The sequence below is a fragment of the Zestomonas insulae genome, from assembly GCF_016901015.1.
Lineage (GTDB): Bacteria > Pseudomonadota > Gammaproteobacteria > Pseudomonadales > Pseudomonadaceae > Aquipseudomonas > Aquipseudomonas insulae.
On record NZ_JAFEUP010000005.1, the window covers coordinates 376,147 to 394,308 of the forward strand.

General features: G+C 67.6%; 16 protein-coding genes. 10 read left to right on the forward strand and 6 right to left on the reverse strand.

The genetic code is table 11. The features are described from left to right. Positions 1-6: 6 nt before the first annotated feature. Together JQX08_RS17635 and JQX08_RS17640 are read left to right on the forward strand one after the other, a co-directional pair. On the forward strand, positions 7-327 hold the full coding sequence (locus tag JQX08_RS17635) for an NAD(P) transhydrogenase subunit alpha part 2 (RefSeq protein ID WP_119891632.1): 321 nt from the start codon (positions 7-9) through the stop codon (positions 325-327). A gap of 2 nt (positions 328-329) precedes the next feature. Further along, positions 330-1,778 (forward strand): NAD(P)(+) transhydrogenase (Re/Si-specific) subunit beta, encoded by a 1,449-nt coding sequence (locus JQX08_RS17640; RefSeq protein ID WP_205349721.1) that lies wholly within the window; start codon positions 330-332, stop codon positions 1,776-1,778. A 198-nt stretch (positions 1,779-1,976) separates the two neighbouring features. Here JQX08_RS17640 and JQX08_RS17645 read toward each other — a convergent pair whose 3' ends face one another. Continuing rightward, positions 1,977-2,993, reverse strand: a complete 1,017-nt coding sequence (locus JQX08_RS17645) for an SCO family protein (protein ID WP_205349722.1) — start codon at positions 2,991-2,993, stop codon at positions 1,977-1,979. A gap of 55 nt (positions 2,994-3,048) precedes the next feature. Then, on the reverse strand, positions 3,049-5,835 hold the full coding sequence (locus tag JQX08_RS17650; protein WP_346727603.1) for a multicopper oxidase domain-containing protein: 2,787 nt from the start codon (positions 5,833-5,835) through the stop codon (positions 3,049-3,051). 386 nt (positions 5,836-6,221) lie between these two features. Between JQX08_RS17650 and scpC the strand changes: the two genes are divergently transcribed. The 6 genes from scpC to JQX08_RS17680 all read left to right on the forward strand — a co-directional run bounded on the left by scpC (position 6,222) and on the right by JQX08_RS17680 (position 11,547). After that, positions 6,222-7,715: a succinyl-CoA:acetate CoA-transferase ScpC gene (scpC, locus tag JQX08_RS17655; RefSeq protein ID WP_205349724.1), complete on the forward strand. Its 1,494-nt coding sequence runs from the start codon at positions 6,222-6,224 to the stop codon at positions 7,713-7,715. A 321-nt stretch (positions 7,716-8,036) separates the two neighbouring features. Continuing rightward, a complete protein-coding gene (locus JQX08_RS17660) occupies positions 8,037-8,252 on the forward strand; it encodes a DUF1127 domain-containing protein (RefSeq protein WP_205349725.1) in 216 nt (71 codons plus the stop codon). Between the two features lie 238 nt (positions 8,253-8,490). After that, positions 8,491-8,703 carry a DUF1127 domain-containing protein gene (locus tag JQX08_RS17665; RefSeq protein WP_205349726.1) on the forward strand — a complete coding sequence of 71 codons (213 nt, stop codon included), beginning with the start codon at positions 8,491-8,493 and terminating at the stop codon, positions 8,701-8,703. Positions 8,704-8,781: 78 nt separating this feature from the next. Beyond that, on the forward strand, positions 8,782-9,099 hold the full coding sequence (locus JQX08_RS17670) for a DUF2388 domain-containing protein (protein WP_205349727.1): 318 nt from the start codon (positions 8,782-8,784) through the stop codon (positions 9,097-9,099). Positions 9,100-9,274: 175 nt separating this feature from the next. Next, on the forward strand, positions 9,275-9,595 hold the full coding sequence (locus JQX08_RS17675) for a DUF2388 domain-containing protein (RefSeq protein ID WP_205349728.1): 321 nt from the start codon (positions 9,275-9,277) through the stop codon (positions 9,593-9,595). Continuing rightward, a complete protein-coding gene (locus JQX08_RS17680) occupies positions 9,592-11,547 on the forward strand; it encodes a DUF7844 domain-containing protein (RefSeq protein WP_205349729.1) in 1,956 nt (651 codons plus the stop codon). The genes JQX08_RS17675 and JQX08_RS17680 overlap by 4 nt, the downstream gene beginning before the upstream one ends. A gap of 2 nt (positions 11,548-11,549) precedes the next feature. Here the strand turns inward: JQX08_RS17680 and JQX08_RS17685 are convergent, their stop codons facing one another. Next, positions 11,550-11,951 (reverse strand): GFA family protein, encoded by a 402-nt coding sequence (locus JQX08_RS17685; protein ID WP_205349730.1) that lies wholly within the window; start codon positions 11,949-11,951, stop codon positions 11,550-11,552. A 131-nt stretch (positions 11,952-12,082) separates the two neighbouring features. On the opposite strand from JQX08_RS17685, the gene JQX08_RS17690 reads away from it, so the two are divergent. Continuing rightward, a complete protein-coding gene (locus tag JQX08_RS17690) occupies positions 12,083-12,988 on the forward strand; it encodes an AEC family transporter (protein WP_205349731.1) in 906 nt (301 codons plus the stop codon). A gap of 11 nt (positions 12,989-12,999) precedes the next feature. Here JQX08_RS17690 and JQX08_RS17695 read toward each other — a convergent pair whose 3' ends face one another. Both JQX08_RS17695 and JQX08_RS17700 read right to left on the reverse strand, forming a co-directional pair. Continuing rightward, complete coding sequence (locus tag JQX08_RS17695; protein ID WP_205349732.1) at positions 13,000-13,950, reverse strand: homoserine kinase; 951 nt, start codon at positions 13,948-13,950, stop codon at positions 13,000-13,002. 12 nt (positions 13,951-13,962) lie between these two features. Beyond that, positions 13,963-14,247 carry a DUF2782 domain-containing protein gene (locus JQX08_RS17700; protein ID WP_205349733.1) on the reverse strand — a complete coding sequence of 95 codons (285 nt, stop codon included), beginning with the start codon at positions 14,245-14,247 and terminating at the stop codon, positions 13,963-13,965. A 74-nt stretch (positions 14,248-14,321) separates the two neighbouring features. On the opposite strand from JQX08_RS17700, the gene polA reads away from it, so the two are divergent. Then, complete coding sequence (gene polA / locus JQX08_RS17705) at positions 14,322-17,117, forward strand: DNA polymerase I (RefSeq protein ID WP_205349734.1); 2,796 nt, start codon at positions 14,322-14,324, stop codon at positions 17,115-17,117. A 274-nt stretch (positions 17,118-17,391) separates the two neighbouring features. On the opposite strand, the gene yihA is transcribed toward polA, so the two are convergent. After that, positions 17,392-18,033 carry a ribosome biogenesis GTP-binding protein YihA/YsxC gene (yihA, locus tag JQX08_RS17710; RefSeq protein WP_205349735.1) on the reverse strand — a complete coding sequence of 214 codons (642 nt, stop codon included), beginning with the start codon at positions 18,031-18,033 and terminating at the stop codon, positions 17,392-17,394. Between the last annotated feature and the right edge of the window lie 129 nt (positions 18,034-18,162).

Here is an 18,162-nt window from a genome sequence, read left to right on the forward strand (position 1 = left end):
CAGACAATGGAAGACATGCTGATCTCCCACGGCATCTACAACCTGATCATCTTCGTGCTGGCCATCTACGTTGGCTACCACGTGGTGTGGAACGTTACCCCGGCCCTGCACACCCCGCTGATGGCCGTGACCAACGCCATTTCGGCGATCGTCATCGTCGGCGCCATGCTGGCCGCCGCGCTGACCGTCACCCCGCTGGGCAAGACCATGGGCACCCTGGCCGTGGCTCTGGCCGCGGTCAACGTATTCGGTGGCTTCCTGGTAACCCGCCGCATGCTGGAAATGTTCAAGAAGAAGGCGCCTAAAGCGCAGGCGGAGAAACACTGACCATGAGCATGAACCTGATCACTGTTCTCTACCTGATCGCTTCGATCTGCTTCATCCAGGCGCTCAAAGGCCTGTCCCACCCGACCACCTCGCGCAAAGGCAACGCCTTCGGCATGATCGGTATGGGCATCGCCGTGGTCACCACCATCGGCCTAGTGTTCAAGCTCGCCGCACAGCTCGGTGAAGGTGGCGCAGCCACCGGCCTGGGCTACGTGCTGGTTGGCCTGCTGGTCGGCGGCACCGCCGGTTCGATCATGGCCAAGCGCGTCGAGATGACCAAGATGCCGGAGCTGGTGGCCTTCATGCACAGCATGATCGGTCTGGCCGCGGTGTTCATCGCCATCGCTGCCGTCGTCGAGCCGCAATCGCTGGGCATCGTCGCGCAACTGGGCGACGCCATCCCGGCCGGTAACCGCCTGGAGCTGTTCCTCGGCGCGGCCATCGGTGCCATCACCTTCTCCGGTTCGGTGATCGCCTTCGGCAAGCTGTCGGGCAAGTACAAGTTCCGCCTGTTCCAGGGCGCACCGGTGCAGTTCAAGGGCCAGCACATGCTCAACCTGCTAGTTGGCGTGGCAATCATCGCCCTCGGTCTGCTGTTCATGTTCACCGGCAACCTGACCGCCTTCGCGGTGCTGGTCGCCCTGGCGTTCGTGATCGGCGTGCTGATCATCATCCCGATCGGCGGCGCCGACATGCCGGTGGTGGTGTCGATGCTCAACAGCTACTCGGGCTGGGCGGCGGCCGGTATCGGCTTCTCGCTGAACAACTCGATGCTGATCGTCGCCGGTTCGCTGGTCGGTTCCTCCGGTGCGATCCTCTCGTACATCATGTGCAAGGCGATGAACCGTTCGTTCTTCAACGTCATCCTCGGTGGTTTCGGTGGTGCGGCTGAAGACGCCGGCCCGGCTGGCGCCAAGGAAGCCCGTCCGGTGAAGTCCGGTTCGTCCGACGACGCCGCGTTCCTGCTGACCAACGCCGACACCGTGATCATCGTTCCGGGCTACGGCCTGGCGGTGGCCCGTGCCCAGCACGCGCTGATGGAACTGGCCGAGAAGCTGACCCACCGTGGCGTGACCGTGAAGTACGCGATCCACCCGGTTGCCGGTCGTATGCCGGGTCACATGAACGTGCTGCTCGCCGAGGCCGAAGTTCCGTACGAGCAAGTGTTCGAGATGGAAGACATCAACTCCGAGTTCGGCCAGGCCGACGTGGTGCTGGTGCTCGGTGCCAACGACGTGGTCAACCCGGCCGCGAAGAACGATCCGAAGTCGCCGATCGCCGGCATGCCGATCCTCGAGGCCTACAAAGCCAAGACCGTGATCGTCAACAAGCGTTCGATGGCCAGCGGTTACGCCGGCCTGGACAACGAACTGTTCTACCTCGACAAGACCATGATGGTGTTTGGCGACGCCAAGAAAGTCATCGAGGACATGGTCAAGGCCGTCGACTAAGACGCCCCTGCCTGTTAACGAAAACCCCGGTCCAGTGCCGGGGTTTTTCGTTTCTGCGCCCGGCACGGCCCAAAACGGCGGGCCGCCTTTGTAGGAGCGAATTCATTCGCGATCGGCGAGGCACGGTGCGGGCCTGCATCGCGAATGAATTCGCTCCTACACGGGCCTGCCTCTACGCGGTTCCGGCAACCTACCGCGCTAGCGCACCACCGCGGCCTGCGCGCTGCCCGCACGGCGCGGCTGCAGGCGCTCGGTCTCGTCCTCCAAATAACCGAGCAGCGCCTCGACCTCGACGTCGCCGAGGCGCAGGTTGGGCATCGCCACGCGGTTGTAGCGCTCGTAGAGCTGCACGGCCAGCGGGTCGTGCTGCTTGAGCAGCGCATCCGGCGCCTTCAGCCAGCGGCGCAACCAGTCACGCTCGCGCAGGCGGGTGACGCCGAGCAGGTCCGGGCCGATGGCGCGCAGCTCGCTGGCATGCTGCTCGCCGAGCGTGTGACAGGCCGAGCAGCGCGTGCGGTACAGCTGCTCGCCGGCGCTTGGCGTGCGCAGCGCCGGGGCCTGGGCGTAGTCGTTGGGGTGGCTGTCCGCGGCCTGCCAGTTGTGCAGCGAATTGCCCAGGCGGTCGGCGAGGATGTACGGGTTCTCGAACGGCGAGGCCTTCATCCAGCGCCCGCTGGCCTGGTTGCCGATGATCATGCTGAGGTTGTGGTTGCCCAGTTGCGCCGGGTCGTCGCCGGCGGCGAGCAGGCCGAGCTTCTCGCGCAGCGCGCTGATCTCGGCGAAGTCGCCGGTGAGGAACAGCCAGCCGGGGCCGACCTGGAACTTGTCGGCGAACTGCTTGAGCACCGCCGGGGTGTCGTGCAGCGGGTCGATGCTGATCGAGTAGAAATGGATGTCCTGGCCGACCCGCGCGCCGAGCAGTTTCTGCACCTGACGCAAGCGCGCGGTCTCCAGCGGACAGCTGTCGCCGCAGCCGGTGAAGATGAAGTTGATCGCCACCACCTTGCCGGCGATCAGGTCGTCGTAAAAGCGCAGCCGTCGGCCGTCCTGGCTGATCAGCTCGGGGTTGGGAAAGTACTCGCGGCCCCACGGCGAGCCTTTGGCCTCTGTCGGCGGGGCAACCGGTCCAGCGGCGCGGCCGTGCAGCACGGCGAGGCTGATGGCGCCGAGCAGGGCGACGCCGAGCAGCGCGCCGACGATCAGTTTGCCAGCCATGGGCGGATCTCCTGTACAGCCGACGCGGACGGCGGCACCGCCGCCCGCGGCGGGTTCATTGGCCGCTGCGGAAGGTCGGCAGCGCCACCGAGTTGACGTAGCTGACGCCGTCCCAGGTCGGCAGTGGCGTGGGCATCAGCTGGAACTGCCCGGGATGCTCCAGGTCCCAGCGCAGCAGCATCGAATTGTCCTCGTGCTGGGTGTTGTGGCAGTGCTCCATGTAGGTGCCGGCGAACTCGCGAAAGCGCACGGCGATCTCCACGTTGTCCAGCGAGTCGTCCTCGTCGCCGACCCGGTAGACGTCCTTGCGCGCCCACTTCTCCCACTCCGGCGGCGCCTTGCCGCCGCGGCTGAGCACCACGCCCTCCTCGAAGTGCACGTGCACCGGATGGCCCCAGCCGTTGCCGCCGTTCTGGATCTTCCACACCTCGAGGGTGCCGTCGCCGCTGAAGCCGGCGTCGGTGGCGCCACTGGCCAACTGCGGCGAAGCACTGATCCGCCGTGGGTCCATGCTGTAGCCGAAGCCGCCGTCGGCCTTGACCGTCCACGGCGCGGCGTCGGTGCCGTCGGAGCGGCCGAACACGAAGCTGCGATGGCGGGCCTGGGCGAGCTTGGCCTGGTCGGTCGGGTTGTCGCGGTGCAGGGTCAGCGGGATCATCCGCTTGCCCTCGGCCTTGCCCGGCTTGGCCGGCTCGTAGGCCACCGGGTCCATGCTCAGGTCCTGGCCGCTGTAGGCCTTGACGTTGAACTGCAGGATCAGGCCGACCGCCGGATCGCCCTTGTCCCACTGCGCCCGGCCCGGCCGGTCGGCGTCCTTGATCACCGCCTTGTACTTCTCGGAGAGCACGTCGGCCAGCTCGATGTCCCGCTTCGAGCCCTTGCCGGTCTGGTGCTCCTTGAGGTTGACCAGGAACAGCTTGTCGCCGGGCTGGATGCCGCTCTTGGCGAAGTTGACGATCAGGTCGTAGCGCTCGGCGACGCCCTGGGTCGGCAGGATGGCGAAGTGGTCCTTACGGTTGCCATCGCCGTCGAGGTCCATGCTGCCGTCGAACGGCACGCTGTGCTCCATCAGGTTGCCGTCGTTGCCGATCAGGTGGAACGGCACCCGCGCATAGGACACCCCGGCGTCCTTCGGCCCGGCAAACTCGCCGCCCTTGCCCTTGACCTCGCGGACCAGCGCCAGCTTCAGGTAGCGCGACACCGAGCCGTTGAGGATGCGCAAGCGATAGCTGCGCGCGCGCACGTCGAGGCTCGGCTTCCACTGCCAGTTGACCATCAGTTGGTCACCGATGAAGCCGTCGGTGTTGAACGGGTTGAACCACAGCTGGCCGTCCTGATCCCAGGCCTTGTCGGCGATCACCAGGTTGACGTCGTAGTCGCGGTTGCCCCAGGGCAGCGCCGAGCCGCTCGGCAGGCGCAGGTTGATGCCGTCGTCGAACGCCTCGTTGCCGCGGTCCACGGCGCTGTAGTAGTTCATCATCGCGGCGTTGCCCTTGTAGACGTTCTGCGCGGTGAAATCGAGCATGTGGTCGTGGAACCAGTGGCTGCTCATGGTCTCGCGCCAGTCGCCGCGAATCTGGATCTTGCCGTTCTGGCAGGTCTTCATCCCCGGCTGGGCATCGTTGACCCACAGCGTCTCGCCCTCGGCGCAGGGGAACGCCGCATGCGGGTCGGAAGCGTCGGTATTGATGCTGTCGTAGCCGGCCAACTGCAGCGGCCAGCGGTAGTCGTAGAACTGCCCGGGGAAGAAGAACGCATTGGCGTAGCCGTCGCTCTCCGCCGGGGTGTGGCCGTTGTGCTCGTGGGTGCTGATGGTGTGCAGGCCGAAGCCGCGGTTGGCCGCCGGATCGATCGGCAGCGCGTTGTAGTGACGCATCAGCAGCGGCTGGCCGTAGCGCACCATCAGCAGCTTGGGCGGCAGGGTGCCATCGAAGGTCCACAGGCTCTTGTGGTTCTGCACCGGCATCTTCGGATGGAAGCGAATCGCGATGCCCTTCGTCGTGCCATCGGTGGCCGCCACGCCGGCGCTGTTGTGATAGAGCCCGCCGGGGCCGAACTCGCCGAGCCGGTAGCCGTGCAGCTGCAGGCTGTCGCGTGCCCCGCCGTTAACCCGCGCGCCGCCCTGCAGGGTGGTGTAGGCGGCCTGCGGGTAGAACTCGTTCCAGCGCTGGTGCGACCAGCCCTTGCCAGGCGGCCGGCCCTCCGCCGGCGAGCCGACCGGCGCGCGGTTGAGGAAGTCCTCGATCGGCCGCTGCCAGGGATTGCGGTCGAGCACGTCGGCGTACTGCGCGGGGAACGGGCTCAGCCCCGGCTGGCGCAGGAAGGCGTCCAGCGCGCTGCCGGCCGGGCTGCTGCGGGCGATGCTGGTGGGGTCCTGCTCCGGCGCCTCGCCCTTGCTGGGCAGCGGAAAACTCAGCTCGCCGGCCGGAGTGGTCGGGTCGAGACGGGTCGGGCCGAATTCCTCGAACAGCAACAGTTGCTGGGTGAACGGCTGGGCGCCGAACAACGGGCTGGGCTTACCATTGGTGGGGTAGTTGTAGGAGGTCTGCTGGGCCGGCGGCAGGACGTTTTCCGCGCGCGTGGTGGTGGTCTTGCTGCCCTGGGTGTAGTTGGGCAGCTCCAGCGAGCCTTCGTTGGCCTCGGCCTCGAGGGCCAGCTCGGCGTTGGCCGCCGCCTCGTCCTCCGGCGGATCGCGGTAGGCCGAGGGGTCGGTGGGCGGCGGCGGGTTCTCGTCGTCCATCGAACTGGCCAGGCCCAGCGCAGGCAGGCCCAGGCCGATCAGCAGTGCGTAGGTGAGCGCCGCCACGCGCGGCAACGGGCTGACGCCGGCTCGCTGCTTCATGCCATCCATCCTTCGCCCCGCAGGGCGGGTTGTGGCCGGGCGCGGGTCATGCGCGGTCCGGCCAGTCGGGGTGTGCAACGCGCCGTATCTCGACACGTTTTGCAACACTTCTGGCAAAGCCCAGGCCAGAACTGCGGGCTAGAGCGCTGGCGGAAAATAGTGGCCAGTGGCCAAGGAGTTAGCGACGAAACTGCACGAACGGCGTCACCCACCGTGAGTGGCAGACCCGCAAGCGGGTGAGGAAATTGCCCCACAGCTGGGGACAACGCGGCCCAGGGCGGCTGCGCGTGGAGGTGGCGGACCTTCGACCTTGGTATAGCTGGCAGGCGCCAGGCCAGGACCTAGACTGCGCCCCCTGTCATTTTTCGCCGTTCGAGGGTGTTGCTGTGTATCAAGATCGCGTGCGTCTGCCGTCCCTGCTGAGCAAGCTGATGAGTGCGGCCGACGCCGCCGCCCTGATCGAGGACGGCATGACCGTCGGCATGAGCGGCTTCACCCGCGCCGGCGAAGCCAAGGCGGTGCCGCAGGCGCTGGCCGAACGCGCCAAGCACAGCCCGCTGCAGATCAGCCTGATGACCGGCGCCAGCCTCGGCAACGACCTCGACAAGCAGCTCACCGAGGCCGGTGTGCTGGCCCGGCGCATGCCGTTCCAGGTCGACAGCACGCTGCGCAAGGCGATCAACGACGGCACGGTAATGTTCATCGACCAGCACCTTTCGGAGACCGTCGAGCAGCTGCGCAACCACCAGCTGAAGAAGCCGGACATCGCGGTGATCGAAGCGGTGGCGATCACCGAGCAGGGCCATATCGTACCGACCACCTCGGTGGGCAACTCGGCGAGCTTCGCGATCTTCGCCGAGCGGGTGATCGTCGAGATCAACCTGGCGCACAACCCCAATCTCGAAGGCCTGCACGACATCTACATCCCCACCTACCGGCCGACCCGCACACCGATCCCGCTGACCCAGGTGGACGACCGCATCGGCAGCACGGCGATCCCGATTCCAGCGGAAAAGATCGTCGCCATCGTCATCAACGACCAGGCCGACTCGGCGTCCACTGTGCTGCCGCCGGACGCCGAGACCCAGGCGATCGCCGATCACCTGATCGACTTCTTCAAGGCCGAAGTCGCCGCCGGGCGCATGGACAACAGCCTCGGCCCGCTGCAGGCCGGCATTGGCAGCATCGCCAACGCGGTGATGTGCGGGCTGATCGCCTCGCCGTTCGACAACCTGACCATGTACTCGGAAGTGCTGCAGGACTCGACCTTCGACCTGATCGACGCCGGCAAGCTGCGCTTCGCCTCAGGCAGCTCGATCACCCTGTCCGGGCGCCGCAATGCCGACGTGTTCGGCAACCTCGCGCAGTACAAGCACAAGCTGGTGCTGCGCCCGCAGGAGATCTCCAACCACCCCGAGGTGGTGCGCCGTCTGGGCATCATCGGCATCAACACCGCGCTGGAGTTCGACCTGTACGGCAACGTCAACTCCACCCACGTCGGTGGCACCAAGATGATGAACGGCATCGGCGGCTCCGGCGACTTCGCCCGCAACGCGCACCTGGCGATCTTCGTCACCAAATCGATCGCCAAGGCCGGGGCGATCTCCAGCGTGGTGCCGATGGTCAGCCACGTCGACCATACCGAGCACGACGTCGACATCCTGGTCACCGAACAGGGCCTCGCCGACCTGCGCGGCCTGGCGCCACGCGAACGCGCGCGGGCGATCATCGACAACTGCGTGCACCCGGACTTCCGCGGCCCGCTCAACGACTACTTCGCCCGCGCCTGCGCCAAGGGCGGGCATACCCCGCACCTGCTACGCGAGGCGATGGCCTGGCACATCAACCTGGAAGAGACCGGACGCATGCTGGCCGGCTGAGCCGCGTCGCCCGGCTGGCGCGCGAAGCGCATGCCGGGCGAAAGCTGACAAACAGTTCAGCGGCAATTGCGAAATATCATAAAACTGTACTGGCAATGGGGCTGGCAATCGCCCCTGCCGAGGGCGATTACTACCGTTCATCCCCCACCCAGACCGGTACAGTCATACAGTTTGCGCAGTTTTTAACCAAACAGTTGTGGGATGTTCGCAAACAACCAGCACAATTTTCGGTAACTGTGACTGGTTGGCCGCGGCGCCGAAGCGGATCATGACCTTCGTCAAATCCCACTCTATCCCGCCACAAGCGGAAGGACTGTCGCCATGGAACGTACCCTGAGTTCCGACCTGCACTTCGTCGAGCAATCCTCGGCTTCGCACTCCCATCTTCCGGTTCGTCTGTTCGCCAACGTGCTGCAATGGCAGCGCCGCCTGAATACCCGGCGCGAACTGGCCCGCCTCGACCCACGCCTGCTGGCCGATGCCGGCATCAGCGAAGCGCAGCGCTACAACGAGCTGAGCAAGCCCTTCTGGCGCTAACCGCACCGCGTTCCACGGTGTACAGAACCCCGTCCCCGGACGGGGTTTTTTGTGCCCGGGACAACCTGGGGCCGCCGCCGGGCAGAACAGCCGGGGCGCTCGACGACCGATACAGTTTCATTCGCGCATCAACTGCTGCAGCACAATTGCGCGTCGCTGTGACTGCACAGCCCTGGGCACTTCACGCGACCATGACTTCCCATCAGCCACACCCCGCTTGCGTGGGAAGGACCGTGTCATGGAACGCACACTACTCGACCGCCGCGCCGCCCCGCGGCCCGCACTCACCCTCGGCAGCTGGCTGCTGCGGCTGGCCGGCCTGCTGCACCTGTGGGCCCAGCGCGCGCGCACCCGCCGCCAGCTCGCGCAACTCGACGAGCGCCTGCTCGCCGACGCCGGGATCAGCGCCTGCGAGCGCGCCGCCGAGCTGAACAAGCCTTTCTGGCGCTGAGTCGGCGGCAGCACCTACACTCCAGCAAGCGGTACGGCCAGCAGGGCCGTACCCGGCTTATTTGACAGGAGTTGTCCCATGTCCCGCCTCCGCCTGCTTAGCGCTGCTGCCCTGCTGGCCGTTGCCACCAGCGTTTCGGCCACCAGCTTCGTCTATACCACCGACGCCACGGTCGGCGCCCTCAAGGGCACCAGTGACGCCACCTCCGACGTCACCTCGTCGTTCAGCGACGACAAGGTGGTGCTCGCCGCCCGCGACGACGCCGCCAGCTTCGTGGCCAGCGACGGCAGCGTGCGTGGCGCGCGTCTGGAAGCCGCGCTGCAGCACATTCGCGGCAAGCTGCCGCAGCTCGCCGCCAGCGACATGCAACTGGCGCGCGCGATCCTGACCCTCTGAGGCACCGCTGCGCTGGCCCTGACCAGCGCATTCGGCTAGCCTTGCGGCCGCCCGAAAACGGCCGCTTCCTGCTCTGCCCGCTCCGAGCCGCGTCTGTGCGCTGCGCGGACAAGGAACCGGCGTCTGTCCGGCCTCGTCCAATCCCCCACGAGCCCTGTCGCCCTTGGAGAGTTACATGCGTAGCCCGCTCATCGCTGCCGTCGCAGCCCTGACCCTGCTGTGTGCCGACGCGCACGCCCGCACCCTGGAAGCCACCAGCAACATCATCGTCCGCGCCCTCGGTCGCAGCCTCGATTTCACCTCCGACACCACCACTTCGATTCGCGACATGAAAGTCGTGCGCGCCGCGCATGACGATGCGGCGAGCTTCGTCGCCAGCGCCGGGGCGATCCGTGGCGCGCAACTCGAAGCGGCGCTCGGCACCCTGCGCGAGCACCTCCCCGAAGCCCGGCAGGCCTCCGACCTGGCGCTGGCCGAAGCCATCCTCGCCCTGTGAAATTCGCCTGGCTGCTCGCCGCTAGCGTGTTGCTGTGGGGCGGCACCAGCCAGGCCGCGCTGCGCCTCGAACTCGCCACCGAGGCCCTCGACCCGGGGCAGCGCCAGGCCAGCCAGACCCTGCTCGACGAAGCCCAGGCGGCCCTGCCGCCGAGCTTCGTCGCGCGCCTCGACCGCACGGTGTCGGTGCGCTGGAGCGACGACCTGCCAGCCGCGGTGTACGGCCGCGCGATCCGTCCCGGCCAGTTGCTGCTCAACGCGCGCCTGCTGCCGGCGCTCAGCGACGGCTCCGCGGCGCGCACGCCGAGCCAGCGCCCGCACGGTACGCAACGCCGCGAGCTGCTCGCCACCGTGCTCCACGAACTGACCCACCTGTACGACCGCGCGCGCCTGTGGCCGGCGCAACAACGTGCGCTGCTGCTGCGCTGCGCACAGCGCGACGCCAGCCACGGCGCGGTCGGCCTGCCCGAGGAATGCCGCGGGCAGACCGCGCGGCGCTTCACCCTCAGCGACGACCCACGCCTGCTCGACCTCGCCGGCTGGCCGCAACGGGTCGGCCGGCGCGGCGCGCGCGAGCTGCACAATGCCCAGGTGGCGCGCAGCCCGGATGCGTACGAGCTAAGCAACCCGCGTGAGTTCGTTGCGGTGAACCTCGAGTACTTCCTCCTCGACCCCAGCTACGCCTGCCGGCGGCCGACCCTGTACCGCTATTTCCGCGCGCACTTCGACTGGGCGCCGGGCAACCCGCCCAGCTGCGCCGGCGACTACCCGTTCCTCAACGCCGGCCGCGACTTCGCCCGCCAGCCGCTCGGCCGCCTCGACCCGGAGCGGGTCTACGCGGTCGACTACCTGCTCGCCGAAGCCAACGACAACTGGGTCAGCCGCTGGGGCCACAGCATGCTGCGCCTGGTGATCTGCGCACCGGGCCGGCCGCGCGGGCCGGACTGCCGCCTCGACCTCGACCAGCACCTGGTGCTGTCCTACCGCGCCTTCGTCAACGACGTGCAGCTGTCCAGCTGGGCCGGGCTGACCGGCGCCTACCCGTCGCGACTGTTCGTCCTGCCGCTCGGCCAAGTGATCGACGAGTACACCAAGGTCGAGCTGCGCAGCCTGGCCTCGGTGCCGCTGCGCCTGTCGCGCGAGGAGATCCACGATCTGGTCGAGCACGCCGCCGAACTGCACTGGAGCTACGACGGCCACTACTGGTTCATCTCCAACAACTGCGCGGTGGAAACCCTCAAGCTGCTGCGCAGCGGCACCGGCCGCCGCGAGCTGGGCGACCTCGACAGCATCATGCCCAACGGCCTGCTCGACGTGCTGGTCGGCCGCGGCCTGGCCGACCGCAGCGTGCTCGACGACGACAAGGAAGCGCTGCGCCTGGGCTACCGCTTCGATTCGTTCCGCGAGCGCTACCAGGCAATGTTCGCCGTGCTGCAGGAACGCCTGGCGATCCCGCAAACCAAGGTCGAGGACTGGCTGGAGCAACCGGCCACCGCCCGCCGGCCGTGGTTCGCCGCGGCCGACCTGCGCGCCAGCGCCGCCCTGCTGCTGCTCGAACAGGCCGCGCTGCGCCGCCAGCTGCTGCTCGCCCAGGACGAACTCAAGCGCAACTACCTGGGCGCCGCCGAACAGCTCGCCGGCAGCCGCTTCGCCAAGGCCGGCGAGGCGCTGCAGCAGATCCTCGCCAACAGCGGTTACCTGAGTCGCCCGGCGGAATTGCTCGAGGCCGGCTACGGCCTGCCGCAGCCCGGCGAGGCGCAGCAGCTGGAACAGAGCAGCAGCGCACGCCAGCAGCGCCTGCTCAACCTCAGCGAGCAGCTCGACCAGGAGGTGCGCCGGCTGCTCGACCCGACGCGCCTGGCGGAGATCGAAGCCACCGAGGTCAACCTCAAGCAGCTCGGCGCGCACCTGCGCGAGGTGCACAAGGCCAGCGGCGGCTTCCAGCTGCCGTAGCGCTACAGGCGCTCCTCATCCTCTTCCGGCAACTGCGGATCGAGGTGCAGCCAGGGCAGCCGGCTGCTGACCCAGATGTGCCGATCCGGCAGGGCGCGCTCCGGCTGGTCGAGGGTCGCCACGGTGACGTCCAGGCTGTGCGGGCTAAGGTTGGTGAACAGCGCCAGCTGGGCGCCGCAGGTCGGGCAGAAGTAGCGCGTGCAGCTGGCCGAGGAGCGGTACTGCGCCGGCTCGCCGGCACTCCAGATGAAGGTTTCCAGCGGCACGCTGAGCCAGGTGGTGATCAGCCCGCCGCTGACCCGCCGGCACACCGAACAGTGGCAATGGGCGATGTCGCGCAGCGGCGCGCTGAACTGATAACGCAGGCTGCCGCAGTGGCAACCGCCCAGGTGCAGGTCGGACATGCGCCCTCCGGTGAAGCGCTGTTGCGGGAAGCGACTTCCCGGCTCCAGTCGCAACACTAGACCATCGGCGTCTTGCCGCCGCGCCGTGCGGCGTCGAAGATGGACCGGTCCGTCGTCGTCCGAGCCCCTGCATGAGTCCCCTGCTGACCGCCCTCTGGCCGTTGTTCGCGCTGATCGTCGGCGGCTACCTGCTGCGCCGCCTGAATTTTCCCGGCGAGGCGTTCTGGCCGGCGGCCGAGCGGCTGAACTACTTCCTGCTGTTCCCCGCCCTGCTGTTCAGCAGCCTGGCCAGCGCACCGCTGGACAACCCGGCGCTACCGCGTCTGGCCTTGGCGGTGCTGCTCGGTCTCGGCGTCGGCTGGGCCGGCCTGCTGCTCCTGCGCCGCCTGCGCGGCTGGCCGGCGGCGCGCTTCGGCGCGTTCACCCAGGGCCTGCTGCGCTTCAACACCTACCTCGGCCTGGCAGCGATCGGCAGCCTGTTCGGCAGCGCCGGGCTGACCCTCGCCGCGCTGATGCTGGCGCTGATGGTGCCAGCGGTGAACCTGATGTCGGTGTGGGCGCTGACCGCCGAGCGCGGCACCAGCCTGCGCGCACTGCTGCTGCCGGTGCTGAAGAACCCGCTGATCCTCGCCTGCCTGGCCGGCGCCCTGGTCAACCTGGCCGGCTTCGGCCTGGGCGGCGGGGTCGACCGCCTGCTCGGCCTGCTCGCCGCCGCCAGCCTGCCGCTCGGCCTGCTCTGCGTCGGCGCCGCATTGCGCCCGCGCGAACTCGCCGGGGAGCTCGCTGCACTGGGCTGGAACTGCGCGCTGCGCTTGCTCGGCATGCCGCTGCTGGCCTACGCGGTGGCCCGCGCGCTCCATTTGCCGGCACTGGAAAGCAGCGTGCTGGTGCTGTTTTTCGCCCTGCCCACCGCGCCGACCGCCTATGTGCTGACCCGTCAACTGGGTGGCGACAGCCAGTTGATGGCGGCGCTGATCACCCTGCAGACGCTGCTCGCCGCGCTCAGCCTGCCGCTGCTGCTGGCGCTGCTCGGCTGACTGGGGCTTGGTTACAAGGCGAATGGCAGGCCGAGGTCGACGCGCTGGCGCTGCTCGAGCAGCCGGCGGTATTCGGCGGGGTCCTTAATCAACACGTCCTGGCCGGCGAACGCCTCGGCGGCGATCAGCCGCGACAGCCAGAAGCGCACACAGGCGGCGCGCAGCAGGGTCGGCCACAGCTCGGCCTCGGCCGGGGTGAAATGCCGCAGCGTGGAATAAGCGGCGAGCAGCGCGCGGGTCCGCGCGCCGTCGAGGCTGCCGTCAGCCTCCACGCACCAGTCGTTCACCGCGATGGCCAGGTCGTAGAGCATCGGCCCGGCGCAGGCGTTGTAGAAGTCGATCACCCCGGACAGGTGATTGCCGTCGAACAGCACGTTGTCGCGGAACAGGTCGGCGTGCAGGTTGGCGCGCGGCAAGGCGAGCACCGCGTCGCGGCGCGCGGCGATTTCGTTGAGTGCATCGCGCAGCAGGCTGACCTCGGCGTCGCCCAGGCGCAGCGCCTGGCTCGGCCCTTCGGCGAGCATCCAGTCGAGGCCGCGGTCGCTCTTGCGTTCGAGAATCCGCCCGCGCGTAGCCAGGTGCAGGCAGGCCAGCCAGCGGCCGACTTCGCCGCAGTGGTGGGCATTGGCGTAGGTGACGTGCTTGCCGGGCAGGCGCGGCTGCAGCAGCGCCGGCTTGCCGGCCAGCTCGCGCAGCGCTTCGTCGCGTTCGGTGCGCAGCGCATAGGGCACCGCCAGGCGCGCGCCGTGCAGCACGTCGAGCAGTTCGATGAAGAACGGCAGGTCCTGCGCTGGACCGCGCTCGATCAGGGTCAGTACGTACTCACCCTGTTCGAGGCTGATGAAGAAGTTGCTGTTCTCGCTGCCGGCGGCGATGCCCTGGAAGTCCTTCAGCCGCCCGAGCCCGTAGGGGGCGAGGAAGGCCTCCAGCTCATGGCGCTCGAGCGGCGTGAACACCGACATCTCAGCGTGGCCCTACCACTTGAAGATCTCCCAGGCCGGAATCAGCATGTCCGGGTTGTCGGAGCGGATGAAGTTGCCATCGCTGCCGTCGGCGCGCACCAGGAAGTAAGGCTTGCCGCCCTTGGGGATGACCTTGATGGCGTAGAGGAAGCCGTTGACCCGGTATTCCTGGATGGTCTTGTCGCCTTCCGTGCGGATGGTCACGTCCGGGTCGCCGCTCGGCGCATCCTCGGCATAGCCAGCGAGCGGGCCAAGCAACAGCAGGCCGGCGAGTAACAGGCGCGGGGTTTTGCGCATGGTAACCTTGTTCCTTTCTCGTCAATGGTCCAGTCAGTTTAGCGCTGGCCCCGCCGAAAAGGTTGATCCTGCTCATGTCGAACGCGCCCCTGATCCTGGTGGACGGCTCCTCTTATCTATACCGCGCCTTTCATGCCCTGCCGCCGCTGACCACCTCCAAGGGCCTGCCCACCGGTGCGGTGAAGGGCGTGCTGAACATGCTCAGGAGCTTGCGCAAGCAGTACCCGGACAGCCCGTTCGCGGTGGTCTTCGACGCCAAGGGCGGTACCTTCCGCGATGAGCTGTTCGCCGAGTACAAGGCCAACCGCCCGTCGATGCCCGATGAGCTGCGCGTGCAGGTCGAACCGCTGCACGCCTGCGTCAAGGCGCTCGGCCTGCCGCTGCTGTGCGTCGAGGGCGTGGAAGCCGACGACGTGATCGGCACCCTGGCCCGGCAGACCGCCGCGCAGGGCCGCGACGTGGTGATCTCCACCGGCGACAAGGACATGGCCCAGCTGGTCTGCCCGCACGTCACCCTGGTCAACACCATGACCGGCAGCGTCTATGACATCGAAGGGGTGCGCGGCAAATTCGGCGTCGGCCCCGAGCTGATCATCGATTACCTGGCACTGATGGGCGACAAGGTCGACAACATCCCCGGCGTCCCCGGGGTCGGCGAGAAGACCGCGCTGGGCCTGCTGGTCGGCGTCGGCGGCGGCCTCGATGTGCTCTACGCCAACCTCGACAAGGTGCCGGAACTGCCGATCCGCGGCGCCAAGACCCTGCCGGCCAAGCTCGCCGAGCACCGCGAGATGGCCTACCTGTCCTACCAGCTGGCGACCATCAAGCTCGACGTGCCGCTCGACCTGGATGCCGAAGACCTGTATCCCGGCACGCCGGACAATGCCGTGCTGGCCGAGTGGTACCGCGAACTGGAGTTCAAGAACTGGCTCGACGACGTGCTGCGTCAGGCGCCGGCGAGCGCCCCGGCCGCCGGCGACCTGTTCGCCGCCCCGACAAGCGCTCCGGCGGCCGCTGAGTCTGCGGCAGAGGCCGCGCCTGCAGCCGCGGCCGAGCAGCGCTACGAAACCATCCTCGAGCAGGCGCGTTTCGACGCTTGGCTGGACAAGCTGCGCGGTGCCGAACTGATCGCCTTTGACACTGAAACCACCAGCCTCGACCCGCAGCAGGCCCAGGTGGTCGGCGTGTCGTTCGCCGTCGAGCCGGGCGAGGCCGCCTACGTGCCGCTGGCGCATTCCTACATGGGCGTGCCGGCGCAGCTCGACCGCGATGCGGTGCTGGCGGCGCTCAAGCCGCTGCTCGAAGACCCGGCCAAGGCCAAGCTCGGCCAGCACGCCAAGTACGACATGAACGTGCTGGCCAACGCCTCGACGCCGATCGCCATGCAGGGCGTGGCCTTCGACAGCATGCTCGAATCCTACGTGCTGGACTCCACCGCGACCCGTCACGACATGGACAGCCTGGCGCTCAAGTACCTCGGCCACAGCACCATCCACTTCGAGGACATCGCCGGCAAGGGCGCCAAGCAGCTGACCTTCGACCAGATCGCCTTGGAACAGGCCGGCCCCTACGCCGCCGAGGACGCCGACATCACCCTGCGCCTGCACCAGATGCTGTGGAGCAAGCTGCAGGCGATTCCCTCGTTGGCCAAGGTGCTCACCGAGATCGAGATGCCGCTGGTGCCGGTGCTCGCGCGCATCGAGCGCAACGGCGCGCTGGTCGATGCCAAGCTGCTTGGCCAGCAGAGCGTCGAACTCGGCGACAAGCTGGTCGAACTGGAGCGCCAGGCGTTCGCCATCGCCGGCGAGGAATTCAACCTCGGCTCGCCCAAGCAGCTCGGCGTGATCCTCTACGAGAAGCTCGGCCTGCCGATCCTCAGCAAGACCGCCACCGGCCAGCCATCCACCGCCGAGGCGGTGCTCGCCGAGCTCGCCGAACAGGACTTCGAGCTGCCCAAGGTGCTGATGCAGTACCGCTCGCTGAGCAAGCTGAAGAGCACCTACACCGACAAGCTGCCGGAGCAGATCAACCCGCGCACCGGACGCATCCACACCAGCTACCACCAGGCGATCGCCGCCACCGGCCGGCTCTCGTCGACCGACCCGAACCTGCAGAACATCCCGATCCGCACCGCCGAGGGCCGCCGCGTGCGCCAGGCCTTCGTCGCGCCGCCTGGCTACAAGCTGCTGTCCGCCGACTACTCGCAGATCGAGCTGCGCATCATGGCCCACCTGGCCAAGGACGAAGGCTTGCTGGACGCCTTCCGCCATGACCGCGACGTGCACCGCGCGACCGCTGCCGAAGTGTTCGGCGTGGCCCTCGAGGACGTCAGCGGCGACCAGCGCCGTAGCGCCAAGGCGATCAACTTCGGCCTGATCTACGGCATGAGCGCATTCGGCCTGGCCAAGCAGATCGGCGTCGACCGCAAGCAGTCGCAGGCCTACATCGACCGCTACTTCGCCCGCTACCCGGGGGTGCTCGCCTACATGGAGCGCACCCGCGCGCAGGCCGCCGAGCAGGGCTTCGTCGAGACCCTGTTCGGCCGCCGCCTGTACCTGCCGGAAATCCATTCGAAGAACCAGGCGATGCGCAAAGGCGCCGAGCGCACGGCGATCAACGCGCCGATGCAGGGCACTGCGGCGGACATCATGAAGCGCGCCATGGTTGCCGTGGACGGCTGGCTGCAAAGCTCGCAGTTGGACGCGCGAGTGATCCTGCAGGTGCACGACGAACTGGTGGTGGAAGTCCGCGAGGAGCTCGTCGAGCAGGTCAGCGAACGCCTGCGCGCGCTGATGAGCGGGGCGGCCGAACTGGACGTGCCGCTGCTGGTGGAAGTCGGGGTGGGTAACAACTGGGACGAGGCGCACTGAGGGCCGGGAAGCGGCGCACGGCCAGGGCTGCGCGCCGTTTTAAAACCTCAGGGAATTAAATCTTCAGCACTTATCGCAAAGCGTTTGCCAAAAAAATCGGAACTTTCTCGCAAATGCTGCATCAGAGTCTGGGAATGGCTGACGAAGCCCTTCGGTGCTCCTAATGTTGTGTTAAGTGTTGGCAGATCTCTGAACCCCGCCCTAGCGGTTCAGACCTTAAACCCCGAGCCTTCCCCCTCCCCATACGAAGCTCGGGGTTTTTTTTGCCTGCGATTCAGGCCTGTTCCTCGGCCTCTTCGACTTCCAGCTCCAGCCAGCGCGCCAGCACGGCCTGCGCGTCCTCGATGCCCTGCCGCTTCGGCGCCGAGAACAGCTGCACGCTGACCTCCTCGCCCCAGCCCTTGCGCAGCTCCTGACGCACCTTGAGCAGGGCGTTCTTCGCCGCGCCGTAGGCCAGCTTGTCGGCCTTGGTCAGCAGGATGTGCAGGCGCATGCGGCTGGCCACCGACCAGTCGAGCATCATCAGGTCGAACTCAGTCAGCGGGTGGCGGATGTCCATCATCAGGATCACCCCGACCAGGCTCTCCCGGCTGCCCAGGTAGGCCTCCAGGTGACGCTGCCAGTGCTGCTTGAGCGGGATCGGCACCTTGGCGTAGCCGTAGCCCGGCAGGTCGACCAGGCGGCGCTCGTCGTCGAGGCGGAAGAAGTTGAGCAACTGGGTGCGCCCGGGAGTCTTCGAGGTGCGCGCCAGGTTGGCATGGGTCAGGGTATTCAGCGCGCTGGACTTGCCGGCGTTGGAGCGACCGGCGAAGGCGACTTCGTAGCCGCTGTCCTCCGGGCACTGGTCGACCTTGGCGGCGCTGATCATGAAGGAGGCCTGTTGGCACAGGCCCAGAATCGGGTTCTTTACAGACATGGGATATCCACAGGTGCGACGCGGTGTCGCAGGGGGCGGTTTCGTTTCCGTTTGAGCGACACAAGTATATAATGCCGCGGATTTTGTGTGCGCTTTGTCCCACCGGGACAGGCGTGCACGGGAACGATG

Excerpts from the sequence above, each read along its gene's own strand:
- JQX08_RS17690 (WP_205349731.1), top strand. The coding sequence starts at position 12,083 with ATGAGTCCCCTGCTGACCGCCCTCTGGCCGTTGTTCGCGCTGATCGTC.
- JQX08_RS17670 (WP_205349727.1), top strand. The coding sequence starts at position 8,782 with ATGTCCCGCCTCCGCCTGCTTAGCGCTGCTGCCCTGCTGGCCGTTGCC.
- JQX08_RS17640 (WP_205349721.1), top strand. The coding sequence starts at position 330 with ATGAGCATGAACCTGATCACTGTTCTCTACCTGATCGCTTCGATCTGC.
- JQX08_RS17685 (WP_205349730.1), bottom strand. The coding sequence starts at position 11,951 with ATGTCCGACCTGCACCTGGGCGGTTGCCACTGCGGCAGCCTGCGTTAT.
- yihA (WP_205349735.1), bottom strand. The coding sequence starts at position 18,033 with ATGTCTGTAAAGAACCCGATTCTGGGCCTGTGCCAACAGGCCTCCTTC.
- polA (WP_205349734.1), top strand. The coding sequence starts at position 14,322 with ATGTCGAACGCGCCCCTGATCCTGGTGGACGGCTCCTCTTATCTATAC.
- JQX08_RS17665 (WP_205349726.1), top strand. The coding sequence starts at position 8,491 with ATGGAACGCACACTACTCGACCGCCGCGCCGCCCCGCGGCCCGCACTC.
- JQX08_RS17675 (WP_205349728.1), top strand. The coding sequence starts at position 9,275 with ATGCGTAGCCCGCTCATCGCTGCCGTCGCAGCCCTGACCCTGCTGTGT.
- JQX08_RS17635 (WP_119891632.1), top strand. The coding sequence starts at position 7 with ATGGAAGACATGCTGATCTCCCACGGCATCTACAACCTGATCATCTTC.
- JQX08_RS17645 (WP_205349722.1), bottom strand. The coding sequence starts at position 2,993 with ATGGCTGGCAAACTGATCGTCGGCGCGCTGCTCGGCGTCGCCCTGCTC.
- JQX08_RS17695 (WP_205349732.1), bottom strand. The coding sequence starts at position 13,950 with ATGTCGGTGTTCACGCCGCTCGAGCGCCATGAGCTGGAGGCCTTCCTC.
- JQX08_RS17650 (WP_346727603.1), bottom strand. The coding sequence starts at position 5,835 with ATGAAGCAGCGAGCCGGCGTCAGCCCGTTGCCGCGCGTGGCGGCGCTC.
- JQX08_RS17660 (WP_205349725.1), top strand. The coding sequence starts at position 8,037 with ATGGAACGTACCCTGAGTTCCGACCTGCACTTCGTCGAGCAATCCTCG.
- JQX08_RS17700 (WP_205349733.1), bottom strand. The coding sequence starts at position 14,247 with ATGCGCAAAACCCCGCGCCTGTTACTCGCCGGCCTGCTGTTGCTTGGC.